19 protein-coding genes are annotated in these 21,405 nt (G+C 48.2%); 10 read left to right on the top strand and 9 right to left on the bottom strand.

Annotation, left to right across the window (positions count from 1 at the left end; genetic code table 11):
• Window positions 1-77 precede the first annotated feature (77 nt).
• Together H6F51_23005 and H6F51_23010 are read left to right on the top strand one after the other, a co-directional pair.
• Window positions 78-782, top strand: a complete 705-nt coding sequence (locus tag H6F51_23005; GenBank protein MBD1825342.1) for a DUF4230 domain-containing protein — start codon at window positions 78-80, stop codon at window positions 780-782.
• Window positions 783-1,163: 381 nt separating this feature from the next.
• On the top strand, window positions 1,164-1,343 hold the full coding sequence (locus H6F51_23010; GenBank protein ID MBD1825343.1) for a replication restart DNA helicase PriA: 180 nt from the start codon (window positions 1,164-1,166) through the stop codon (window positions 1,341-1,343).
• 40 nt (window positions 1,344-1,383) lie between these two features.
• Here H6F51_23010 and rlmN read toward each other — a convergent pair whose 3' ends face one another.
• Window positions 1,384-2,400, bottom strand: coding sequence for a 23S rRNA (adenine(2503)-C(2))-methyltransferase RlmN (rlmN, locus tag H6F51_23015; protein ID MBD1825344.1), 1,017 nt, complete (start codon window positions 2,398-2,400; stop codon window positions 1,384-1,386).
• A gap of 525 nt (window positions 2,401-2,925) precedes the next feature.
• Here rlmN and H6F51_23020 point away from each other — a divergent pair.
• Genes H6F51_23020 through cobM form a run of 3 tightly spaced genes read left to right on the top strand, consistent with a single transcriptional unit; the run spans window position 2,926 to window position 6,203 of the window.
• Window positions 2,926-4,482: a PAS domain S-box protein gene (locus tag H6F51_23020; GenBank protein MBD1825345.1), complete on the top strand. Its 1,557-nt coding sequence runs from the start codon at window positions 2,926-2,928 to the stop codon at window positions 4,480-4,482.
• 53 nt (window positions 4,483-4,535) lie between these two features.
• On the top strand, window positions 4,536-5,387 hold the full coding sequence (locus tag H6F51_23025; GenBank protein MBD1825346.1) for a prolipoprotein diacylglyceryl transferase: 852 nt from the start codon (window positions 4,536-4,538) through the stop codon (window positions 5,385-5,387).
• Window positions 5,388-5,393: 6 nt separating this feature from the next.
• Window positions 5,394-6,203 (top strand): precorrin-4 C(11)-methyltransferase, encoded by an 810-nt coding sequence (gene cobM, locus H6F51_23030; protein ID MBD1825347.1) that lies wholly within the window; start codon window positions 5,394-5,396, stop codon window positions 6,201-6,203.
• Here cobM and H6F51_23035 read toward each other — a convergent pair.
• Window positions 6,194-7,252: an N-acetyl-gamma-glutamyl-phosphate reductase gene (locus tag H6F51_23035; protein MBD1825348.1), complete on the bottom strand. Its 1,059-nt coding sequence runs from the start codon at window positions 7,250-7,252 to the stop codon at window positions 6,194-6,196. The two genes, cobM and H6F51_23035, sit on opposite strands and share 10 nt — an antisense overlap.
• A 276-nt stretch (window positions 7,253-7,528) precedes the next feature.
• Between H6F51_23035 and ribA the strand changes: the two genes are divergently transcribed.
• Entirely contained in the window at window positions 7,529-9,223 is a 1,695-nt protein-coding gene (ribA, locus tag H6F51_23040) for a bifunctional 3,4-dihydroxy-2-butanone-4-phosphate synthase RibB/GTP cyclohydrolase II RibA (GenBank protein MBD1825349.1), read from the top strand.
• 2 nt (window positions 9,224-9,225) lie between these two features.
• Here ribA and H6F51_23045 read toward each other — a convergent pair whose 3' ends face one another.
• On the bottom strand, window positions 9,226-11,184 hold the full coding sequence (locus H6F51_23045) for a HAMP domain-containing protein (protein MBD1825350.1): 1,959 nt from the start codon (window positions 11,182-11,184) through the stop codon (window positions 9,226-9,228).
• A gap of 75 nt (window positions 11,185-11,259) precedes the next feature.
• Window positions 11,260-12,537, bottom strand: a complete 1,278-nt coding sequence (gene purD / locus H6F51_23050) for a phosphoribosylamine--glycine ligase (GenBank protein ID MBD1825351.1) — start codon at window positions 12,535-12,537, stop codon at window positions 11,260-11,262.
• Between the two features lie 230 nt (window positions 12,538-12,767).
• Between purD and H6F51_23055 the strand changes: the two genes are divergently transcribed.
• A complete protein-coding gene (locus tag H6F51_23055) occupies window positions 12,768-14,000 on the top strand; it encodes a hypothetical protein (protein MBD1825352.1) in 1,233 nt (410 codons plus the stop codon).
• Between the two features lie 51 nt (window positions 14,001-14,051).
• On the opposite strand, the gene H6F51_23060 is transcribed toward H6F51_23055, so the two are convergent.
• The 3 genes from H6F51_23060 to H6F51_23070 all read right to left on the bottom strand — a co-directional run bounded on the left by H6F51_23060 (window position 14,052) and on the right by H6F51_23070 (window position 15,548).
• The gene (locus tag H6F51_23060; protein ID MBD1825353.1) at window positions 14,052-14,702 is read right to left on the bottom strand and encodes a response regulator transcription factor; all 651 of its coding nucleotides are present in this window, start codon (window positions 14,700-14,702) and stop codon (window positions 14,052-14,054) included.
• A 288-nt stretch (window positions 14,703-14,990) separates the two neighbouring features.
• Entirely contained in the window at window positions 14,991-15,083 is a 93-nt protein-coding gene (locus H6F51_23065; GenBank protein ID MBD1825354.1) for a hypothetical protein, read from the bottom strand.
• Window positions 15,084-15,119: 36 nt separating this feature from the next.
• Entirely contained in the window at window positions 15,120-15,548 is a 429-nt protein-coding gene (locus tag H6F51_23070; GenBank protein ID MBD1825355.1) for a ferredoxin, read from the bottom strand.
• A gap of 143 nt (window positions 15,549-15,691) precedes the next feature.
• On the opposite strand from H6F51_23070, the gene H6F51_23075 reads away from it, so the two are divergent.
• Window positions 15,692-18,097, top strand: coding sequence for a glycoside hydrolase family 65 protein (locus tag H6F51_23075; protein MBD1825356.1), 2,406 nt, complete (start codon window positions 15,692-15,694; stop codon window positions 18,095-18,097).
• On the opposite strand, the gene H6F51_23080 is transcribed toward H6F51_23075, so the two are convergent.
• Both H6F51_23080 and ureC read right to left on the bottom strand, forming a co-directional pair.
• On the bottom strand, window positions 18,090-18,377 hold the full coding sequence (locus H6F51_23080) for a Uma2 family endonuclease (protein MBD1825357.1): 288 nt from the start codon (window positions 18,375-18,377) through the stop codon (window positions 18,090-18,092). The two genes, H6F51_23075 and H6F51_23080, sit on opposite strands and share 8 nt — an antisense overlap.
• Before the next feature lie 42 nt (window positions 18,378-18,419).
• On the bottom strand, window positions 18,420-20,129 hold the full coding sequence (gene ureC / locus H6F51_23085; GenBank protein MBD1825358.1) for an urease subunit alpha: 1,710 nt from the start codon (window positions 20,127-20,129) through the stop codon (window positions 18,420-18,422).
• A gap of 155 nt (window positions 20,130-20,284) precedes the next feature.
• Between ureC and H6F51_23090 the strand changes: the two genes are divergently transcribed.
• Window positions 20,285-20,755, top strand: a complete 471-nt coding sequence (locus H6F51_23090; GenBank protein ID MBD1825359.1) for a hypothetical protein — start codon at window positions 20,285-20,287, stop codon at window positions 20,753-20,755.
• The gene (locus H6F51_23095) at window positions 20,752-21,363 is read left to right on the top strand and encodes a DUF4935 domain-containing protein (protein MBD1825360.1); all 612 of its coding nucleotides are present in this window, start codon (window positions 20,752-20,754) and stop codon (window positions 21,361-21,363) included. Before H6F51_23090 ends, H6F51_23095 begins: the two co-directional genes overlap by 4 nt.
• Window positions 21,364-21,405: the final 42 nt, after the last annotated feature.

Below are 21,405 nucleotides of genomic sequence, written 5' to 3' on the forward strand. Positions count from 1 at the left end.
TCTAATTCAGTCTTCACTAAGTCGCTCAATTTCGAAATAGTAAGCTTGTTCTAAGCTAGAGATATTTGAATTAGACGATGCGAAAAAGAGATCGCCACAAGTCAGGAGCGGGCAGCGTGTTCAAAAATATTAGCTGGATGTTAGCGGGAAGCGGACTCATGTTGAGTGCTGTTCTCGTTACTGGATTCTTGCGATCGGGCGATCAGTTTTTCGCTCAGCTTAAATCGTTAATGAATGCCAAGCCGCCAGAACCCAAAGTCGAAACTCGATCGGTGGTGATTCAGCAGGTTCGGCAAGTGAGCGAACTGACAACGGCTGTATTCACAATGGAGGCAGTGGTGCCGACGCAGCAGGATGCAACGATCGCAGGCATGGTGATTGGGACGACAAAGCTGTTGTACATCGCGCGAGGGGAGGTTCGAGCAGGCGTTGATCTAAGTGGGCTAACCGCTCAAGATGTGAAAATTACGGGTGATACGGTTCGATTGCAGCTACCTGCACCCAAGATTCTAGACAAAAAGATCGATGTGACTCGATCGAGCGTGTACGACTACAATCGTGGGCTTCTCGGATTAGGGCCAGATGTTGCCCCCAGCTTACAGAAATTAGCTCAAGAAGAAGCGCTTAAAAAGATTCAGCTCGCGGCTTGTGCTGATGGAATTTTAAACAAAGCTAACGATCGAGCAAAATTAGCCGTAAGCCAGATCATTCGGATTTCTGGGATTAAACAAGTGATTGTTGAACCACAGTCTGTCGCAACACAGGAATGTTCAGCACCATAAAAAGAATACAGAACTAAGAAATTCTACAGCAAAAATACTGATTCTTGTTAATGGAAATTGCTCAAGATTATAGAGTTATTACGCTACTTTCTTTAAAGAAAGTAAGATATTTAAGCAGCCCTTTTTAGCTAAATTGAAAGGCTCATCAAGCCGGGGATCACCCTGTAGATAGGTGATCCCTCGATTTACCGACTCTAAAATAAGTATGAGATTTGAAGCGGCTGAGCTTTTTACCGCTAATAATATGAAGTAATTCGTCACAACAGTCTGCGAAGTCGTCGCAAATTTAGTAGCAATCACTACAACTGTTAAGCGAACATCAGCCGCTCAAAGCTCAAATTATTAATGTTTTGATTTAGCGATCGTATCGAGGAATTTAAAATGCAAGTCATTCAAGCTGTTCGGTGCCCGAACTGTGGTGATCATGCCGAGCGAATTCAAATTGAACCTGATCAATTGACGCGGACGCAGTGTGCCCAGTGCGATTATTTGATGATTACTTGCTCTAGAACAGGCAGAGTAATCGAAGCTTACGCACCGGGCATCTACGCGCGTCGATAAATTCAATTGAAAGTCCTCACATTTTGAGGACTTTCAACCTTTAAACTCCTGCAAAGGAAGCTCGGAGTTGACCACAGGCTGCATCCGCTTCTAAACCGCGTGTTTTACGAACGCTCACCGCAATATTCCGGTCTTTCAACGCATTCACAAACTGAGTAATCCGGCGCTGATCCGGTCTTTGATAATCGGCTTCGCTGATTGGATTGTACGGAATCAGATTGACGTGACTCTGGAATCCACGCAGATGATCTGCAAGCTCGATCGCATGATCACGACAATCGTTCACACCCGCCAGCAAGATATATTCAAACGTCACCCGCCGCCCGGTCAGCTTCACGTACTCGCGGCACTCATCTAAGAGTGCTTCTAAGGGATACTGACGCGCACTCGGAATCAGGCGTTCTCTGACCGCTTGATTCGAGGCGTGCAAGCTCACTGCTAGTGTTGCTTGAAGGTGGTGATCCGCAAGTTTACGAATCCTACCGGGAATGCCTACTGTGGAAATCGTGATAAAGCGCCGACCAATGCCAATATCTTCATTCATCGATCGCACCGCGCTCAGTACATTCTCGACATTCAACAGTGGCTCACCCATGCCCATGAAGACAATGTTGCTGACGCGCTGTTGAAACACTTCCTGCACCGTGAGAACCTGATCCACAATTTCATGGCGTTCCAGGTTGCGCTTAAAGCCGCCTTTCCCAGTCGCGCAAAAATCACACGCCATCGGACAGCCCACTTGAGACGAGACACACACGGTCAGGCGCTTATCGCTAGGAATGCCAACTGTTTCGACAATCTGACCGTCACTCAAGCGCAATAGGAATTTTACGGTGCCATCGATCGATTTCGCCTGATGATAAATTTCCGATCGCCCGATCGCCCAATCTGCCATATCGGAGCGCCATTGTTTCGGGAATACAGAAATCTCAGACAGCGATCGTGCTCCTCGCTGATAAATCCATTGATGGAGCTGCTGTCCTCGATAGGCAGGCTGCTGCTGCTCTCTGACCCACTCGGTTAATTCTGGAAGGGATGCCCCTATTAAGGCTTTCATAGAAACTGAATAAAAAACTGTCGAAAATCTGGCGGTAACATCAACAAAACGCAGGCAAATTTTACTCGCTGAGCGGCACTGCATTATCAGGCAACTCCGGGCATTCGTTCCGTCAGGCTTCTATTCTAGACTGCATCATTCGCACTCTGGGAATTGCTCCAGCCGATTTGCGTATTTTTCGTGATTCCTTGTAAAACTACTTACTTATTTTTAACAAATTAGAAAATCTACCCAAAGAATGATCCGTATAAACTCTGCTTTATGTTTTGCGGTCATGGTACAAACTTCTATGAGGATTTCAGAAATTGAATTGTCTTTCAAAGCCGTTTAGAATACCCGATCTAGAAGGTCAGCCTCTGTTTAAGTGGATTCAATATTGTTTCGTCGTTTGCCTGCACAGGCGATAAGATGAATGACCTTTGTCTAGCATCCTTTGATTCCTTTGCAAGTTATTGTTAATTTTCGTTCGCGATTCAAATCAGTTCTGATTCTTGCTCCTCACCTCAGCCTGGTAATTTTGTGGAAATGACAAATCACACACTTCCCGACAAACTTCTCCGTATTGGTTCTGTGGAGATTAGCCTGAGCCAATCGGAAGAACTGTTCCGAGCATATGTTGAAACTGCTAACGACATGGTTTACACCGTGGACTTAGAAGGACGATTGACCTATGTAAATTCATATGGTCAAAAACTGCTGGGATGTTCGCAAGAAGAAATTATCGGGCGATCGTATTTAGAATTTGTCTCTCCACCGCACCGGGATAGAACAACGCAAGCCTTCGCCAATTTGGTAGAAACAGGCGAACTCCGGGATTTTGAATTTGTGCTAATGACTTCACGCGGCACAGAAATTCATCTTGAAGTGAACGGAAGGCTTCTGTTTCGTCACGATGAATTAATTGGCGGGATGGGAATTGGGCGAGATGTCACAGAACGGAAGCGAATCGAAAAGAAGCTGCAAATTTTTTCTCGCGCTGTAGAATCTGCGTATGACAGTACGGTGATTACTGACTTAGACGGCAAGATTCTCTATGCTAATCCTGCTTGCAGCAGGATTTTTGATTGGCAGACAGAAATGCTGGTGGGGACACATGCTGCTGTGTTTTATCCGGAGCGCAAGCAGACAGAATTACTGATTGCTCAAGCGATCGCAGGGGGTTGGAGTGGAGAAGTCACTTGCTTGCGGCGCAATGGTGATTTATTCCCGGCTTTGGTGTCGGTCAGTCCGGTTTTTGATGAAAACAATCAGCCAACTGCTGTTTCGATCATTACTCGCGATATTACTCAGCAAAAGCAAACTGAGGCAGAACTCGCAGCAAAAAATGATGAACTGGAACGCGCTAGCCGGATGAAGTCCGATTTCTTGGCGAATATGTCGCATGAGTTGCGAACTCCGCTGACTTCGATTTTGGGATTCTCGTCGATTCTGCAAAAGCAGATTTTCGGCGTTCTCAACCCAAAACAGCAGATTTACATTCATCAGATTTATCAGAGTGGACAGCATTTGTTAGGTCTGATCAACGATGTGCTGGACTTGTCGAAAGTGGAAGCAGGGCAATTGCGGCTGGAGCTTGCACCGATCGTTGTGGATGAATTGTGCGAGAAGACTTTATCGTTTGTCACTGAGCAAGCGCGATTAAAGGAGTTGACGTTGCATTCATCGATCGAGCCTGGTTTAGAGCCGTTAATGGCGGATGAATTGCGGGTGCGGCAAATGTTGCTGAACTTGCTGTCGAATGCGATCAAGTTTTCAACCGAAGGTGGCGAAATTGGTCTCACGGTGAAAATGTGTGGTGAAATGCTCGATCTCACCGTTTGGGATCACGGCATTGGCATTCCCGAAGACAAGCAGCACCTTCTGTTTCATCCCTTCCAGCAGGTCGATGGTTCATTGTCGCGCAAGCATGAGGGGACAGGACTAGGACTGGCGCTGACGAAGAAATTGGCGGAACTGCATTCAGGTACCGTCGTGATGCATTCGAGAGAGGGTGAAGGCAGTCAGTTCACGATTCTGTTGCCGATGGATTTGCAGCATCCGGCAACGGTGGGAACGATCGCGATCGAGCCAAATCGCAGGTAAATCCACCGGTGAGAGATGTTATGGTGATCAGTGCCATTTCTCGGTTTGGATTTATGCTGTCTGATGTTGTTTTGGCGTTTCAGTTTACCTCTCCCGGACGCGGCATTGAGTTAGGCCCGTTGTCGATCCGGTGGTATGGCGTTTTGATTGCGTCGGCGGTGCTGATTGGGGTGAATTTGTCTCAGTATCTGGCATCCCGACGGCAGGTAAATCCAGATTTGATTAGCGATCTGGCAATTTGGTTGGTGCTGGCTGCGATTCCGAGTGCAAGGCTGTATTACGTGATTTTTCAGTGGCGCGATTATGCTGCCAATCCCGCCTCGATTTTTGCAATTTGGCAGGGTGGGATTGCGATTCACGGGGCGATTTTAGGCGGTGTGATTGCAGCACTGATTTTTGCTCGGTTGAAGCGGGTATCGTTCTGGCAGTTGGCAGATTTGGTCGCACCCTCGCTGATTTTGGGACAGGCGATCGGGCGGTGGGGAAATTTCTTCAATTCAGAAGCATTCGGGAGTCCGACCGATTTACCCTGGAAGTTATTCATTCCGCTCGATCGTCGTCCGCTGGGTTTAGAAAATGTTGCATATTATCATCCGACATTTTTGTATGAATCGTTGTGGAATTTAGGCGTATTTGCGCTGTTGATGTTCCTATTCTTCAAACGTCCTCGGCTGAAAGTTGGAACACTATTTCTTACCTATTTAGTTGGATACAGTGCAGGTCGCGTTTGGATTGAGGGATTGCGAACCGATAGCTTGATGCTGGGCTTTTTGAGGATGGCGCAGGTGGTGAGTTTAACCGGAATTGCGATCGGAACTCTCGGTTTAGTATGGCTGTATGTGCTGCGGCGATCGCTGCCTGATGTTGTGCCTGACCCAAACACCCCGGATTCCCAACCTTCTTAGAAAAATATGTTGCATCATGCGCTTCCGCCTGCCGTCTACATTGTGGGTGCAGGGCCGGGAGATCCAGATTTACTCACCGTTAAAGCGCAAAAATTGATCGCGCAGGCAGATACGATCGTCTTTGCCGATTCGCTTGTGCCGCCGGAAATCCTCGAAGGCGCTCGATCAGATGCGGAAGTGATTCCGACCGCAGATAAGACGCTAGAGGAGATTTTGCCGATTTTGATTGAGCGAGTACGATCGCAGAAATCCGTTGTGCGGCTTCACTCAGGCGATCCATGCTTGTATAGCGCCATTCAAGAGCAAATGCAGGCACTGTTTGAAGCTGAGATTCCATTTGAGATTGTTCCTGGAATCAGCGCGTTTCAGTTGGCTTCTGCGCGATTGCGGGTTGAATTTACCGTTCCTGGATTGGTGCAATCGATTATTCTGACGCGCATCAGTGGACGGACTCAAGTTCCGGAATCAGAAGAACTCTCCTCGTTAGCGGCACACCGATCGACCCTCTGCCTTTATCTCAGTGCAAGACATATTGAGTCTGCACAGCAAAAATTAATGCAGCATTACCCCGCAGAAACTCCAGTTGCAATCTGTTTTCGGCTCGGTTGGTCAGATGAAAAAATCCGGCTCGTTCCACTGAGTCAAATGGCAGAAGTGACGCAGCAAGAGAACTTAGTGCGAACGACGCTCTATGTGATTAGTCCGGCGCTGAGCGCTGCAACCGTACCTTATGAATTTGCAGGAACCGATCAAGTGACAGGTAAGCGATCGCAGCTTTACAACCCAAACCACGATCGTTTATTTCGTCAAGGATAGAAGCTAAATTTCGGCAATCCGAGCGTTTCATCCCAGCCCATCATAATGTTGAGGCATTGGATCGCTTGCCCCGCTTGACCTTTGAGCAGGTTATCGATCGCCGACATCACAATCACTCGACCTGTTCGAGCATCGACTTCGATGCCGATGTAGCAAAGGTTTGTACCACACGCCCATTTTGTCTGCGGATATGTGCCACTCGGCAACAGCTTCACCCAGGGGGACGATCGATAGAACGCGCTATAAATCGTCAGCAAATCATCGCGTACCAATCCCGGATCGCGTAACGTCGCGTAAACTGTGGCTAAAATTCCTCGCACCATCGGAATTAAGTGCGGCGTGAACTGAATCAGCACTTCATGTCCGGCTAAGTCGCTACACACCTGCTCGATTTCTGGTGTGTGTCGGTGTCGCGCTACGCCGTAAGCACCGAGAGAATTATCTGCCTCAGCTAAAAGGAAATTCGTTTTTGCAACCCGACCCCCGCCAGAAGTACCGGATTTTGCATCGATAATGGCGGTTTCTGGAACGATTAATCCCTGCTTTAACAACGGAGACAGCGCTAATAAACTTGCAGTCGGGTAACAGCCTGGACAACCGACCAGTTGCGCTTGAGCAATTCGATCGCGATACAGTTCGGGTAATCCATACACTGCCGTTTCAGCGATCGCTTGATCGCTACGATCGCCACCGTACCACTGCTTATACACCGCCAAATCTGAGAAGCGATAATCTGCCGAAAGATCCAATACCTTACAGCCCTTCTCTATCAGCACCGGAGCCATTTTTAACGCTAAACCATTCGGCAGCGATAAAAATACCACGTCGCACCGAGCAGCAATCTCATCAAGATCGATCGCTTCAATTTGCTGATGGACGGCGTGAAACAGATGTGGATACTGAGTTGCGAAATCCTGCCCGACGGTACTATCCCCGCCTAAATACGCCAATTCTAAGCGCGGATGTTCGAGCAACAGGCGAACCAGTTGAACTCCTCCATAGCCTGAAGCTCCGACTATTCCCACGGAGACTCGTTCTGAATCACCCATATTGCCTCGACTTTCCCGTGAATGACCTTTATGTTTGCTGCATTGTAATGCCGATCGCGCCATTCTCAAAGCAGATTCTCAAGAAATTGAGTTGTTGCCTCTCAATCTAGAGGTTGACCTGTTTCAGAACTGCTCACTCCGATACTATAGCTATCTAGGCATTCCCCCAAAAAGAACTACAATTGTACGAAACTACGCTTGAACACCCAGTTCTGTAGTCCGAAGAATTACAATCAAAGAACAGTCCGCTTCAAGAATCTTTACGGTGTAGTCGCCTTGAACTTCTCTGTTAATTCGTCTCAATCAACTTATACTCAGCCGTCTACCTTCGATACGATCGAGGATGCGTTAACTGACCTGAAAGCGGGTCGGGCAATCGTGGTGGTCGATGATGAAAATCGGGAAAACGAGGGAGATGTGATCTGCGCGGCGCAGTCTGCCACGGCTGACATGATCAATTTCATGGCAGTATATGCGCGGGGTCTGATCTGTCTTGCTATGACCGGAGAGCGATTAGATGAACTCGATATTCCACTAATGGTGCGGGAGAATACCGATAGTAATCAAACTGCATTTACCGTCAGCATTGATGCGTCTCCGCGAGTGGGAGTGACAACGGGAATTTCGGCAGACGATCGGGCGAGAACGATTCAAGTGGTGCTCGATCCGACTACGCGCCCTGCGGATTTGCGTCGTCCGGGTCATATCTTCCCGATTCGAGCCAGAGAAGGGGGAGTGCTTAAACGCGCTGGACATACCGAAGCCGCAGTCGATTTAGCGCGGCTTGCAGGACTGTATCCGGCGGGCGTAATTTGCGAAATTCAGAATCCGGACGGTTCGATGGCGCGGCTACCGGAGTTAATCGAATATTCCAAAGCGCACAATCTCAAGATTATTAGCATTGCGGATCTGATTAGCTATCGATTGCGCCATGAGCGCTTTGTGCATCGTGAAACGATCGCAGATCTGCCCTCGCAATTCGGGCACTTCAAAATTTACGGCTACCGGAACTTATTAGACCATACCGAGCATGTGGCGATCGTTAAAGGGGATCCGGCGGAATTTAACGATCAGCCTGTGATGGTGCGGGTACATTCAGAGTGCTTGACCGGGGATTCGCTCGGCTCATTGCGGTGTGATTGTCGGGTACAGCTTGAAGCGGCGCTGAAGATGATTGAGCATAATGGCTCTGGCGTGGTGGTGTATCTGCGGCAAGAAGGGCGCGGCATTGGGCTGGTCAATAAACTGAAGGCGTATTCGCTGCAAGATATCGGGCTGGACACAGTCGAAGCGAATGAGCGATTAGGCTTTCCGCCGGATTTGCGCGATTACGGAGTCGGCGCTCAGATTCTGAATGATCTGGGCGTGAAGCAGATTCGCTTGATTACTAATAATCCGCGCAAAATCGCAGGCTTAAAAGGCTACGGCATCGAAATGGTCGATCGCGTTCCGTTACTCACCGAAGCGACGACCTACAATTCCAGCTACTTGACGACGAAAGCGGAAAAGCTTGGACACTTGTTTCTGCGGACTTATTTGGTGACGATCGCGCTGCATCTAAGTGATGACTTTAATTCGGTGACAGAACGATATGCGCTGTTAGAAAAACTGCGGCATCTTGCTAAATCTCAAGATCTGATGCTGCAAGAAGAAGCACGACCTGTGGCGTTAGCGTTGTTTGATCGTGCTTCGTTGATCGTGAATTTGGGGTTTGAGCAGGAAATCATCCATGATGCAGACTGGTACAAGGCTCCACAGCACCCCCTGACGAGCGCAATTGCCCAAATTCTGGATCAGGTTTCGACCAGCTTTGAAATGGAGAAATTAGAGTTTCTAGTTTCACCCGGAACCGATCCGCTGATCGGATTGCAAATCCAACTCGATCGCCAAACGTTTCCGATCGATCATTTGCCCTCAAAGGTCTGTGAATTGCTCTCAACCCAAACGATCTATAGCTTTGAGAAACCGTAAGTTCAGGGTGCATTCACCGCTTCAGCAAGTCTTACAGGCTCGGCTGTGGTTTCGATCAGATGTGAGTTCTCCTGAAACACAACTAAATCAAACCAGAACGTTGTCCCACAGCCGACTTCGCTCACCAGTCGAACATGACTGCGGTGGCGCTCGATAATGTTTTTGACGATCGACAGTCCCAATCCCGTTCCTTCGAGCGTATGAACTCGGTTTTCCACGCGGAAGAAGCGATCGAAAATGGCTTCTTGATCGACTCCATCGATTCCAATTCCGGTATCGCCAATTTCAACGCGCACAAATCGCTGGGATTGAGATTCATGCGCTGGTAGCGAGTAAGCGCGGATTGCCACTTTTCCACCCGCTTCGGTGAATTTCAAAGCATTACCCACCAAATTCGCAAAGACTTGAAGCAGCAAATCGTAGTGTCCAAACACAGGCGGTAAGTTTGGCTCGATTTCTTGAATCAGTTCGATGCCTTTATCTTTGGCGTTGAGTTGGTAAGTTCTGAGAATTTGTTCGATCGGCTGCACCAGATCGATCGCTTCAAAGTGATAAATCTTGCACGATTCCAAACGCGAGAGATCCAGAACATCGTTGACTAAACGGGTAAGACGATCGGTTTCTCGATTGGCAGTTTCAAGAAATTCGAGTTTCTGAGTTTCGGTGAGTTCTTCACCGTATTCGTAAAGCGTTTCGATAAACGATTTGATATTAAATAATGGCGTTCTGAGTTCGTGAGAAACGTTGCTGATAAATTGGCTTTTTGCTTCGTTGAGTTCGACTTCGCGAGTAATATCCTGCACCGTGACCGCAATGCCTTTCACGTTCTCGCGCACCGGATCAACAACGGCATTTAATAATACGCGCAAGGTGCGGTTATTCGGTTCGATCGCGGTAATCCGAAATTCTGCCTCCTCCCGCACTTCGCCCCGCGCCATCTGAAACAGCGGTCTTGTCAGTTCAACTTGAACCGCGACCGGAAAGGCATAAAGCGCGTTTTCGCCTTCGATCGCTTTGTTCTCCCATCCAAAAATCTTTCGTGCTGTCGGATTGGCTAACACGATTTGCATATTGGCATCGAGCAGCACTGCTCCATCTGCGATCGTCGAAATTAGGGTTTCTAATTTGGCTTTTTCTGCGGTCAATTCTTCGATGTTTTGTTCTTCGTAGCGCTCTAGCCGCTCTGCCATGTCGTTAAAGCTGTCAATGAGTCCACTCAGTTCAACACCCGCGCCAACAGGCAGATCCACGCGCTGCTTAAAGTTGCCTTTGGCAATATTGCGCACCCCGATGACTAATTCACGAATCGGCTTGGTAATTTGCAGCGCATTAAACACCGCCCCCAAAATCACCATCACCCAGATTGAGACGAATACCGCGATCGTCACATCTCGCGTCAAGTGCGAAGAAGTGACCACGGTTGGATTCGGATTCGTGCCGATCGCCAAAACGCCGAGATATTTGCCCTCGGACACCAGCGGCACAAATACATCCGTCACCTCACCATCCGGAGTGAGATGCTGGCGTACCAGCGGATGATCCGTGCGTTCTGTAAAATCTTCGGGCAGTTGAATTTTGCGCTGAATCGTTAGCGAGTTCTGCACCTGAGCATCGGAAAAAGGAATCCCAAAAAAGATGTTGCCGTCCGCATCGGCGTAGAGCATATAGCGAATGCTGGCAGTGCTGCTATAAAAGCGATGCGAAAAGCGAGCCAGTTCCGTTCGATTCTCCTCGTTTATCAGGGGCGCAACGTTCGCCGCCATCAGTAAACCCAAATCGCTGCCGAAGCGCGTATCGTTCAACCGCGCATCCATCTGGATTGTATTGACCGCCCAGAAGGTTAAGCCACTCATCACGATCGACACGACCAAAGTAGCTGCCGCCATGAGTTTTGTCTGGAGGCTAAAACCAGACCACCAGCGACGTAGAACATCCGGAATTTGGGCAACGAGGGATGACACGGTGAAGATTATGAATAAAGAACAAACTGCGAAGCATCATAACAACTTGTTTCTGTCTTCGCGTTTTTCTTCATCTTACTTCGTCTTTACGCGGCTACCAATGTCACGGCGGTAGTACATTCCCTCAAACTGAATGCGATCGACCGCTCGATAAGCCGCCTCGATCGACTGATCGAACGTTTCACCGATCGCCGTGACTCCAAACACTCGTCCACCGTCTGTGATTAATTGCGCTTGCTTTAATTGCGTTCCCGCATGAAACACAGCCGCTCCGGTTTCTTCTGCCGCTTGGATGCCGCTGACGGGTAGTCCCTTTGGATGGCTCCCCGGATAGCCACCGGCAGCCACCACCACGCAAGTTGCTGCACCCGATTTCCACTCAATCTCAGGAAAATCTGCAAGTTTCTGCTGGGCGCAAGCGTACAAAAGCTTTTCTAACGGCGTTTCAAGCAGCGGCAAAATCGCTTGCGTTTCTGGATCACCGAATCGACAGTTAAATTCGATCACTTTTGGATCGCCTTCAGGCGTAATCATCAATCCTGCATACAAAACGCCGCGATAATCGATCTTGCGATCGCGCAGTACCCGAATTGCAGGTTCGAGAATTTCTTGCTGAATTCGATTCATCAACTCTGGAGTTGCGATCGGAGCCGGAGCGTAAGCCCCCATGCCGCCTGTGTTCTCTCCGGTATCGCCTTCGCCAATCCGCTTATGGTCTTGAGCAGGCAATAGTGGGCGAATCGTTAAGCCATCGGTGACAGCCAAAATTGAGACTTCTTGACCCATCAGGCATTCTTCGATCACAACTTGGCTTCCGGCTGCACCAAACTGACCGGAGAAACAGGCAGCGATCGCGCCCTCTGCCTGCTCCACAGATTCGGCTACAGTCACCCCTTTTCCGGCAGCAAGTCCATCGGCTTTAATCACGATCGGCGCACCCTGAGCGCGGACATAATTCTTTGCCGACTCTGCATCGGTGAACACCTCAGCCTTTGCGGTTGGAATTCCTGCTTCTTGCATCAACGCTTTTGCCCAAGCCTTACTCGACTCGATTTGTGCTCCCGCTTGAGTCGGCCCAAACACTGTTAAGCCTTGCTGTCTTAGAAAGTCTGTAATTCCAAGCGAGAGCGGCAACTCAGGCCCCACGACCACCATGCCAATATTGTTCACCAGCGCATATCGCGCCATGCCCGCAAAGTCGTCGATCGATAGCGGCAAATTACGGCAATTTTTCAGAGAAGCCGTGCCGCCATTGCCCGGAATACACACCACTTGCTGTACCTGCGGAGACTGCAAGAACTTCCAAGTTAGAGCGTGTTCGCGCCCACCATTGCCAACGACCAAAATTCTCACAGTTTCCTCGCTCAGGCTCTTTTTGAATGAATCTAACGAACAGCGCGATCGATTTAATCACACCCAGTCCAGTACAAATCTTAAGCCTAAGTGTAAAATCTTCGATACACAGAAATGATAATTTTTAGGTTTTAACTTCTAATTCGATGAAGTTGTAGAAGGTTTGCTGTATTGTGCTGAAACTTTTCGATAACCTGAGATTCTGGTAAAGAAAGACCTAAGACATCATCATGACCCTACTGCGCTACTGGAGCGGAATCGCAGGCACGATCGTCTGTAGCTTGAGCATGACACTCAGCATCAATGCGGCTGATCCCCCGGCAAAACCGCAACTTCCAGACCGATTCTACAATCCTTTAGAGCTAAGCACGCCTGACCCCTTGCTTCCCGGTGGCTTAAACCGCCCGCTGCCCGAAGCTGAGAAGCAAGCGCTGAGAACGGCACTTGATCGACTCGACACGGAAGCCGGCGCAAAACTGCGATCGGGCGATTCTTTGGGTGCGTTTGATATTTGGAATCGTGAATTACGGTTAAGGCGAGCGCTGGGATTGCTCGAAGAAGTGCAGGCGTTAGGACGAGTCGGAAATATCGCTTGGGTGCAGAACCAGCCGAATCAGGTGAGGGTTATCACAAATCGACTTTCGGCTATTCAAATCCAGATTCAGCAACCGCAGAACAATCAGCCCGTACCGCCTGATCGCGCACAGATCCTCCCCGGTTTAGGACTTGCATTTCAGCAAGTGCGATCGCCCGGACTGGCGCTGAAGGTTTATCAGCAGATGTTAACGGAAGCGAGAGCGCGTCAAGATGCTGCCGCCGAACTCAATTTACTCAACACGATCGGGCAATTGCACCTCAGTTGGTTTGATTATCCGGATGCGATCGCAACTTATACAGAACTCTTAAATATTGCAAAGGCGCGTAACGATGCTCAGAACGTGACGGCGAATTTAGCTCAGCTTGCCTATATTTCTGAGCAAGCCAAACAGCCCGCTCAGGCGATCGCCTACCAACAGCAGTTAATTGACATCTATCAGCGTGATCCTCAGCAAGCCAAATTGATTCCCGCACTCAAACTGCGACAGGCGGATAATTATGCGGCAACAAATCAATTAGAGGCAGCAGAAAAGGTTTACCAAGAAGCGTTTGAACTTGCAGCACCGCTGTTACAGTTTGCCTACGCGAGCGATGCGCTCCGAAAATTGGGAGCGCTATATCGATCGAACAATCGCCTTGATGCGGCGCTGCAAGTTTATCAATATCTCGCAGGCGTCCAGCAGCAGGCTTACGATACGTTCGGCGTGATGGATGCCTACGATCAAATTGGACAAATTCAGCTTCAGCGCAATGCACGAACAGAGGCGGCGAATGCCTTTCGTCAAGGGTTAGAAGTGGCTCAACAAATCAACTACAGAGTGGATTACTTTACCGAACAACTCCAGAAGATTCAGGCGGCACGTTAACAAAAAGGGCGGCACGATCGTGCCGCCCCTAAACTCTTGATGAGATTCAACCTACGCCATGCTATTTTCGATCGCCCACCGCGCCAACTCGGTGCGGTTGTGCAATCCGGTTTTACCGAGCATATTGCTGACGTGGCTTTCGATCGTGCGTTGACTCACGTTTAATTCTTCGGCAATCTCACGATTCGCCATGCCTCGCGCCACAAACTGAACCACCCTTAATTCAGTCGGCGTTAATTCCACATCAAACGGCACCTGAATCTTAGGAGCCGTTTCGCCGCCTTTGGCATCCTTATGCTGAATCAGACGCGAAGCCTGCTTGAGCGAGGATTCCACCTGTGCCACCAGTTCTTCTGGCTCAAACGGCTTCACCATATACACATCCGCGCCGATATTCAGACCTTTTACTCGGTCTTGGCTCTGACCTTTAGCAGAGAGAAACAACACTGGAATCCAGCTTGTTTTGGGGTCTTGGCGGATGTTGCTTACGAGTTGATAGCCGTCCATTTCTGGCATCATCACATCGCAAATAATCATATCTGGGATATCTTGCTCTAGGACTTCCAGCGCTTCCCGCCCGTTTTCTGCGGTGACGACTTCGTATCCCCGGAACTCCAGATAATCTTTAACCAACAGAATTAGGTTAGGGTCATCATCAATCAACAGCAAGCGTCTGTGATTCCCTGAACTGGTTTCCTTCATGCTGTGCTACTCGCTCTGCCTGAATCTAAATCAACATTTACACAAATCGACTTCATGACTGAGCTATCTTACCGATTCTGAGCGTTCAGAGTCGTGTATTTCGGCTCAACAGTACGGATTATTCTGGCTGATCGGACTCGAAGTTGATTCAAGAACTGAAACCATCCAGATTTTTATCTAATCTATATGTCATGCGCCATTATATCCGACTCGTCAAGAAGTTAAACTTTTTTCGGATGCAGCCGGGGCAGGGGGCAACGATCGCGATCCAAGCGCATGGACTATTTGCTACAAAATCAATCTAGTAGTGTTTAAACAATCTCGGAAATGAAGTGAGAGTGATTGATTTTGACGATCGTAAAGCACGAACTCTCTCAACATTTATTAATTTTCACTCTCTTAAAGGTTTAGTTTTTCTTAGTCAGAAGCTACCGGATCTTCGTTCTTTTTAGAAGGGTTTTCTGGTTGCGGAAGCGGATGTCTCAAAAGAACAAACTCTTCAACAATCCGATTGCCAATCAGGTGTTCTTGGATAATCCGTTCAATCACTTCTGGCGTAACGGAGTGGTACCAAACGCCATCGGGATAGACGACTAGAATCGAGCCGTGATCGCAAACCCTTAAGCAGTTTGCTTTGGTGCGAAACACACAGCTTGGACGCTCAGCAGTGGGCTTGTCTAACTCTAGTTCTCGTAAGCGTTTTTTCAAATAGTTCCAAGCTTCGATCCCCGCTTCTTTGCTGCAACATAAGGGCTTTGTTTGATCAGCGCAAATGAAGATATGCCGATCGATGCGATCGAGTCCCAAGGTTTGAATACAAGTTGAAAACGAGTCAGATGCAGTCATAGATACCTATTCAAACAAGAAATACGCAAATCAGCACGATCGCCAAAATTATGTAGAAAGTCAGATGCAGCGATTCCCCCGAAATTACAGGATGAGAGCAAATTCGATTACTCGCGTTCATTGTTCTCATACGCTTAGACCCAATGCTACATCGTAAACTGATCCATCCGCCAAAGCACATTTATCCACATGATCCTTGGCGGTGGGTTGAAACTGAGTTCTACCCGCAACGCCTTGCCCAGATGGAAACTTTATTTTCTACTGCTAATGGCTATGTCGGAATGCGTGGGGGGTGTGAGGAAGGCAATCCGGTGGCGCAAAACGGGACATTCATTAATGGCTTCTATGAGTCGTATGAGATTGAGTATGCGGAAGCGGCATATGGCTATGCGAAAACCGGACAGACGATCGTCAGCGTGACTGACAGTAAGCCGATTAAGCTTTATGTTGATGATGAACTATTTTATTTGCCGACTGCAACTTTGTTGCAGTTTGAACGCGCTCTGAATATGCAGACGGGGACGCTCGATCGAGAAATTCTCTGGGAAACGCCGTCGGGAAAGCAGGTTTTGATCCGATCGCAGCGATTGATATCGCTTGTGCAGCGTCATGTGGCGGCGATTTCCTATGAAGTCACTTTGCTCAATGCAGAAGCGCCGATCGTCATTTCTTCGGAAGTCCGCTACGAGCCAGAAGGCGGTAGCACCAGCAACGATCCAAGATTGGCGAAGAAGTTTAAAGAGCGGGTTCTCCTTCCGCAACAACAGTCCAAGCGCGATCGCCGATTGATTCTCAGTCACCAAACTCGAAATAGTCACATGACAGTTGCCTGTGGTGTCGATCATCAGTTTGAGACAGACTGTGCTTATGAGTACACCAGCGATTGTTCTGAAGATGATGGCAAAGTGGTCTTTAGCATTGATGGAAAGCCCAATGCAACGATTCGATTGATCAAGTTTATTACTTACCATCATTCGGGGCGCTGTTCGAGTCAGGAATTGCACGATCGCGCAGAACGGACGCTCGATCGAACGATGAAACAAGGCTTTAATGCACTCCTGAAAAGCCAATGTGACTATCTCGATGATTTTTGGTATCGCAGTGATATTGAGATTGATGGCGCACCCGATCACCCCGATGAAACACCAGAGCGGCTACAGCAAGTTCTGAGATTTAATCTGTTCCACATTTTGCAAGCTTCGGCGCGATCAGAGGGAGCGGGAATTCCATCAAAAGGATTGACCAGCCAAGCCTATGATGGACATTACTTCTGGGATGCAGAAATCTATGTGATGCCATTTCTAACTTATACGGCACCCTCGATCGCAAAGAATCTATTAATGTTCCGCTATCAAATGTTGGATCAAGCAAGACAGCGGGCAAAGGAAGTAAGTCAAGCAGGGGCATTGTTCCCCTGGAGAACCATCAACGGGGAAGAAGCTTCGGCTTATTATGCAGCAGGAACGGCTCAGTATCACATTGATGCTGACATTATGTATGCCCTAAAAAAGTATGTAAAAGTCACGCAGGACGATGAGTTTCTTTGTCAGGTTGGAGCAGAGATGCTCGTGGAAACAGCGCGAATGTGGTTTAGCTTAGGATTTTTCTCACCGCGATCGAACAACCAATTCTGCATTCATGCAGTGACAGGGCCGGATGAATACAACACTGTGGTTGATAACAACACTTACACCAATTTGATGGCAAGAGAGAACCTTTGGTATGCTGCCAAAGTGGTGCGACAACTGCACAATGAGTATCCCAATCGCTTTGCTGCGCTAGCTGCAAAAATTCAAGTTGAACTTTCAGAAGCGGATGACTGGCAAAGAGCAGCCGACTCAATGTATCTCGCTTTTGACGAGAAGCTAGGCATTCACTTACAGCACGATGGATTTTTAGAACAAGAAGTTTGGGACTTTGAGAACACACCTGCTGAGAAGTATCCTCTGCTGCTTCACTTCCATCCTTTGGTAATCTATCGACATCAAGTGATCAAGCAAGCTGACATTGTGTTAGCAATGTTTTTACTGGGGCATGAGTTTTCGCGAGAGCAAAAGCGCCAGAACTTTGAGTATTATGATCCGCTAACGACAGGTGATTCTTCGCTATCTGTGTGTATTCAAAGCATTGTTGCAGCAGAAATCGGCAAAATGGATCAAGCGATCGACTATGCCCGCTATGCCACCTTGATGGATTTAGGCGATGTGGCAGGCAATGTAGAAAATGGATGCCACATTGCCTCAATGGGCGGGACTTGGATGGTGTTAGTGTATGGATTTGCAGGCTTACGCGATTCTGATGGAGGATTTTCGTTCCATCCTCGGCTACCAAAGACCTTAAAGCGGATGAAGTTTGCGCTGATTCTACAAGGGCAGCGGTTAGAAGTTGAGATTACGCACGACAAAGCAACTTACTTGCTGCGAGAAGGAACGAAATTAACGATCGAGCATCAGGGCGAAACCATTGTTCTGGGCGCGGAAGAACCTGTATTGATGGCAATTAAACCAATCGACAAGATAGAAACTTGCATTCAGGATCAGTCTAGGTAAATAGAACTATGATCGGCATTCTAAACCCAGGCAACACGGCACTTGTGATCTCATCACCCGGAAACAATGTTGCGACTAGCGCGAGGGTAGCGGATTCTCGGCGGTAAACCTCCATCTGTTGAGCTTGCCAATCAATGATCCAATACTCTCGCACTCCTCGCGCTGAATAAAGGCGGAGTTTGAGTTCGCGATCAATAATTTCATATCGTCGGTCATCCTCCGGAGGTAGCTCTAGATCTGCGATCGTCCACCGCATCCGATCAGTAATGGGTTGATTCATGCTCTACCTCACTGGTTGCAATATCTTGATCTTAACAATGACTCAGAACAAAAAATAACGTTGCGCCATGGGTAAAACCGTTGCAGGTTCGCAAGTTAATAGTTCGCCATCTGCCCGAACTTGATACGTCTCTGCATCTACTTCCATGTGAGGGAGTGCATCATTCAGTTTCATATCGCGTTTGGTCAGACTGCGAATTCCAGAAACGGGAACTAATCGACGTTTCAAATGCAGCGAATCTAAACTACCTTTCTTCAACGAAGCCTGAGAAACAAACGTAAGGGAGATGGGCGCGATCGCTTGACCAAAACTGCCAAACATCGGACGCATATGTACAGGTTGCGGAGTCGGAATACTCGCATTTGCATCGCCCATCTGTGACCAAGCGATCATTCCTCCTTTGATTACCATTTCTGGCTTGACTCCAAACATTGCAGGTCGCCACAGACACAAATCGGCTAACTTACCAACTTCAACCGATCCAACGTGATCCGCAATGCCATGTGTGATTGCAGGATTGATCGTGTACTTGGCAACATAGCGTTTGGCTCGGAAATTATCATTCCGATCGCTATCCTCTGATAATGCTCCCCGTTGTACTTTCATCTTGTGTCCGGTTTGCCAAGTGCGAATGATCACTTCTCCGATGCGCCCCATTGCTTGCGAGTCAGAAGACAGCATACTAAACGCACCAATATCATGCAGAATGTCTTCGGCTGCGATCGTTTCTCGGCGAATCCGCGATTCTGCAAAGGCAACATCTTCAGGAATGCTCGGATCAAGATGGTGACAAACCATCAACATATCTAAGTGTTCATCTAGCGTGTTTTGTGTGTAAGGTCGAGTCGGATTGGTCGAGGAGGGCAATACATTCGCCTCACCACAAACTTTAATGATGTCTGGAGCGTGTCCGCCGCCTGCACCTTCGGTGTGATAAGTGTGAATGACGCGATTTTTGAAGGCTGCGATCGTATCTTCAACAAAGCCTGCTTCGTTTAGGGTATCGGTGTGAATGGCAACTTGCACATCATAGTCATCAGCCACGCTTAAACAGGTATCGATCGCCGCAGGTGTGGTTCCCCAGTCTTCGTGCAGCTTCAGTCCCATTGCGCCCGCTTTGATCTGTTCTTCGAGTGCATCCGGTTGGCTCGAATTTCCCTTGCCTAAGAATCCTAAGTTCATCGGGAAGGCTTCTGCCGCTTGCAGCATTCGATGAATGTACCAAGGTCCGGGAGTGCAAGTCGTGGCATTCGTTCCCGCAGCAGGTCCTGTTCCGCCACCAATCATCGTTGTAACACCCGATGCGATCGCAACTTCGATCTGTTGCGGACAGATAAAGTGAATGTGAGTATCAATTCCGCCTGCGGTGAGGATCAGGCCTTCTCCGGCGATCGCTTCAGTGCCAGGGCCAATAATGATCGTGACATCGTCTTGAATATAGGGATTTCCAGCTTTACCGATCGCATGAATCTTCCCATCCTTAATTCCCACATCTGCTTTCACAATGCCCCACCAGTCAAGGATCAGCGCATTGGTAATCACTGCATCAACCGCACCCTCTTCATTGGTAATCGGCGATTGTCCCATGCCATCGCGAATCACTTTCCCGCCGCCGAATTTCACTTCATCCCCGTAAGTGGTCAGGTCTTGTTCGACTTCGATGATCAGTTCAGTATCCGCAAGCCGGACGCGATCGCCGACAGTCGGGCCAAAAGTTTCGGCATAGGCGCGGCGATTCATGCGATAGCTCATAAGGCAACCCTCGGAAAATTCTCGGTTGTTTATTATCAGATGGATTTAGAGCAGATGCAGAAGGCTTTAGGATTTTGACTGATTTTGACGGGCGATCGTGGGTGATTCAAGTTTTGCGACAGAATGATAGAGTAAATCGTCTTTGAAGAGGGCGAATGATGTCGATTTATCTAGGTTTTCAATGGGATATAGAAGTTAGAAATCGCTCTGGTCAACTTGTCGTAGCGGTTGAAGTGAAAACCAAACTGAATGCTGCACCAGATTGGGCTGCGAAATTTAGAAGTAATCTTCTCGCTCATGAAGAAGCTCCAAAGGCTCCATATTTCCTGATGGCTTTTCCCGATCGTCTCTTCCTGTGGATTGAATCTGATGGTCAATTAGATCGAGAACCAGACTACATCATTGATGCTGTTCCAATTTTTCAACCTTATTTTGAACGAACAGGAATCCAGCCTGAGCAAATCTATGGCGACAGTTTTACGCTGATGGTTGGTGCGTGGTTAAGCGAACTGACGCTTTCAAAAAATCTTGCTGAAACATCCTATCAATCACAATCCTGGCTGATTGATTCTGGTCTCTATTCAGCCATCTCTGGAGGACAACTTCAGTATGAGGAATTGGCGTGAATATTTACGTCGAAACGAACTTTATTCTGGAATTGGCTTTTGAGCAGGAACAGTGTACAAGTTGTGAATCAGTTTTAAGTCTGTGCCAAACTGGTCAGGCAGGGCTAATCATTCCGGCTTATAGTTTGGCTGAACCCCATGAAAAGTTGAGCCGTCAAGCCATTCGTCGCACGAATTTGCAGCAACAACTGAATGCTGAATTAGCTCAACTTTCACGGACAGTCTCTTATGGCGATCGGATTAGGAATATTCAAGATGTCTCTGATCTCATTACTCTAAGCAATCAAGAAGAGCGACAACGATTCAATCAAATTCGATCGCGCTTAATCAGCCTTGCTGAAATTATTCCACTGACTTCCGACATCTTGCTTGAAGCCGCATCCTGTGAGCTAACTTATCAGCTAAGACCTCAAGATGCGATCGTCTATGCTTCTGTGGTGGATCATTTGCAGCAGAATCAACCCCAGCGATCGTGCTTTCTCAATCGCAATGCAAGAGACTTTGATGATCCCAATATTATTGGTGAACTCAATCAATTGAATTGCCGAATGCTTTCCCGATTTGATCACGGATATCAGTTTATTCAGGCACAACTGCGATCGTCATAAAGTTTGCAGAATTTACCGATGGCTTTAGGATTTTGAAAGGAA

The organism is Cyanobacteria bacterium FACHB-DQ100 (genome assembly GCA_014695195.1).
Lineage (GTDB): Bacteria > Cyanobacteriota > Cyanobacteriia > Leptolyngbyales > Leptolyngbyaceae > Leptolyngbya.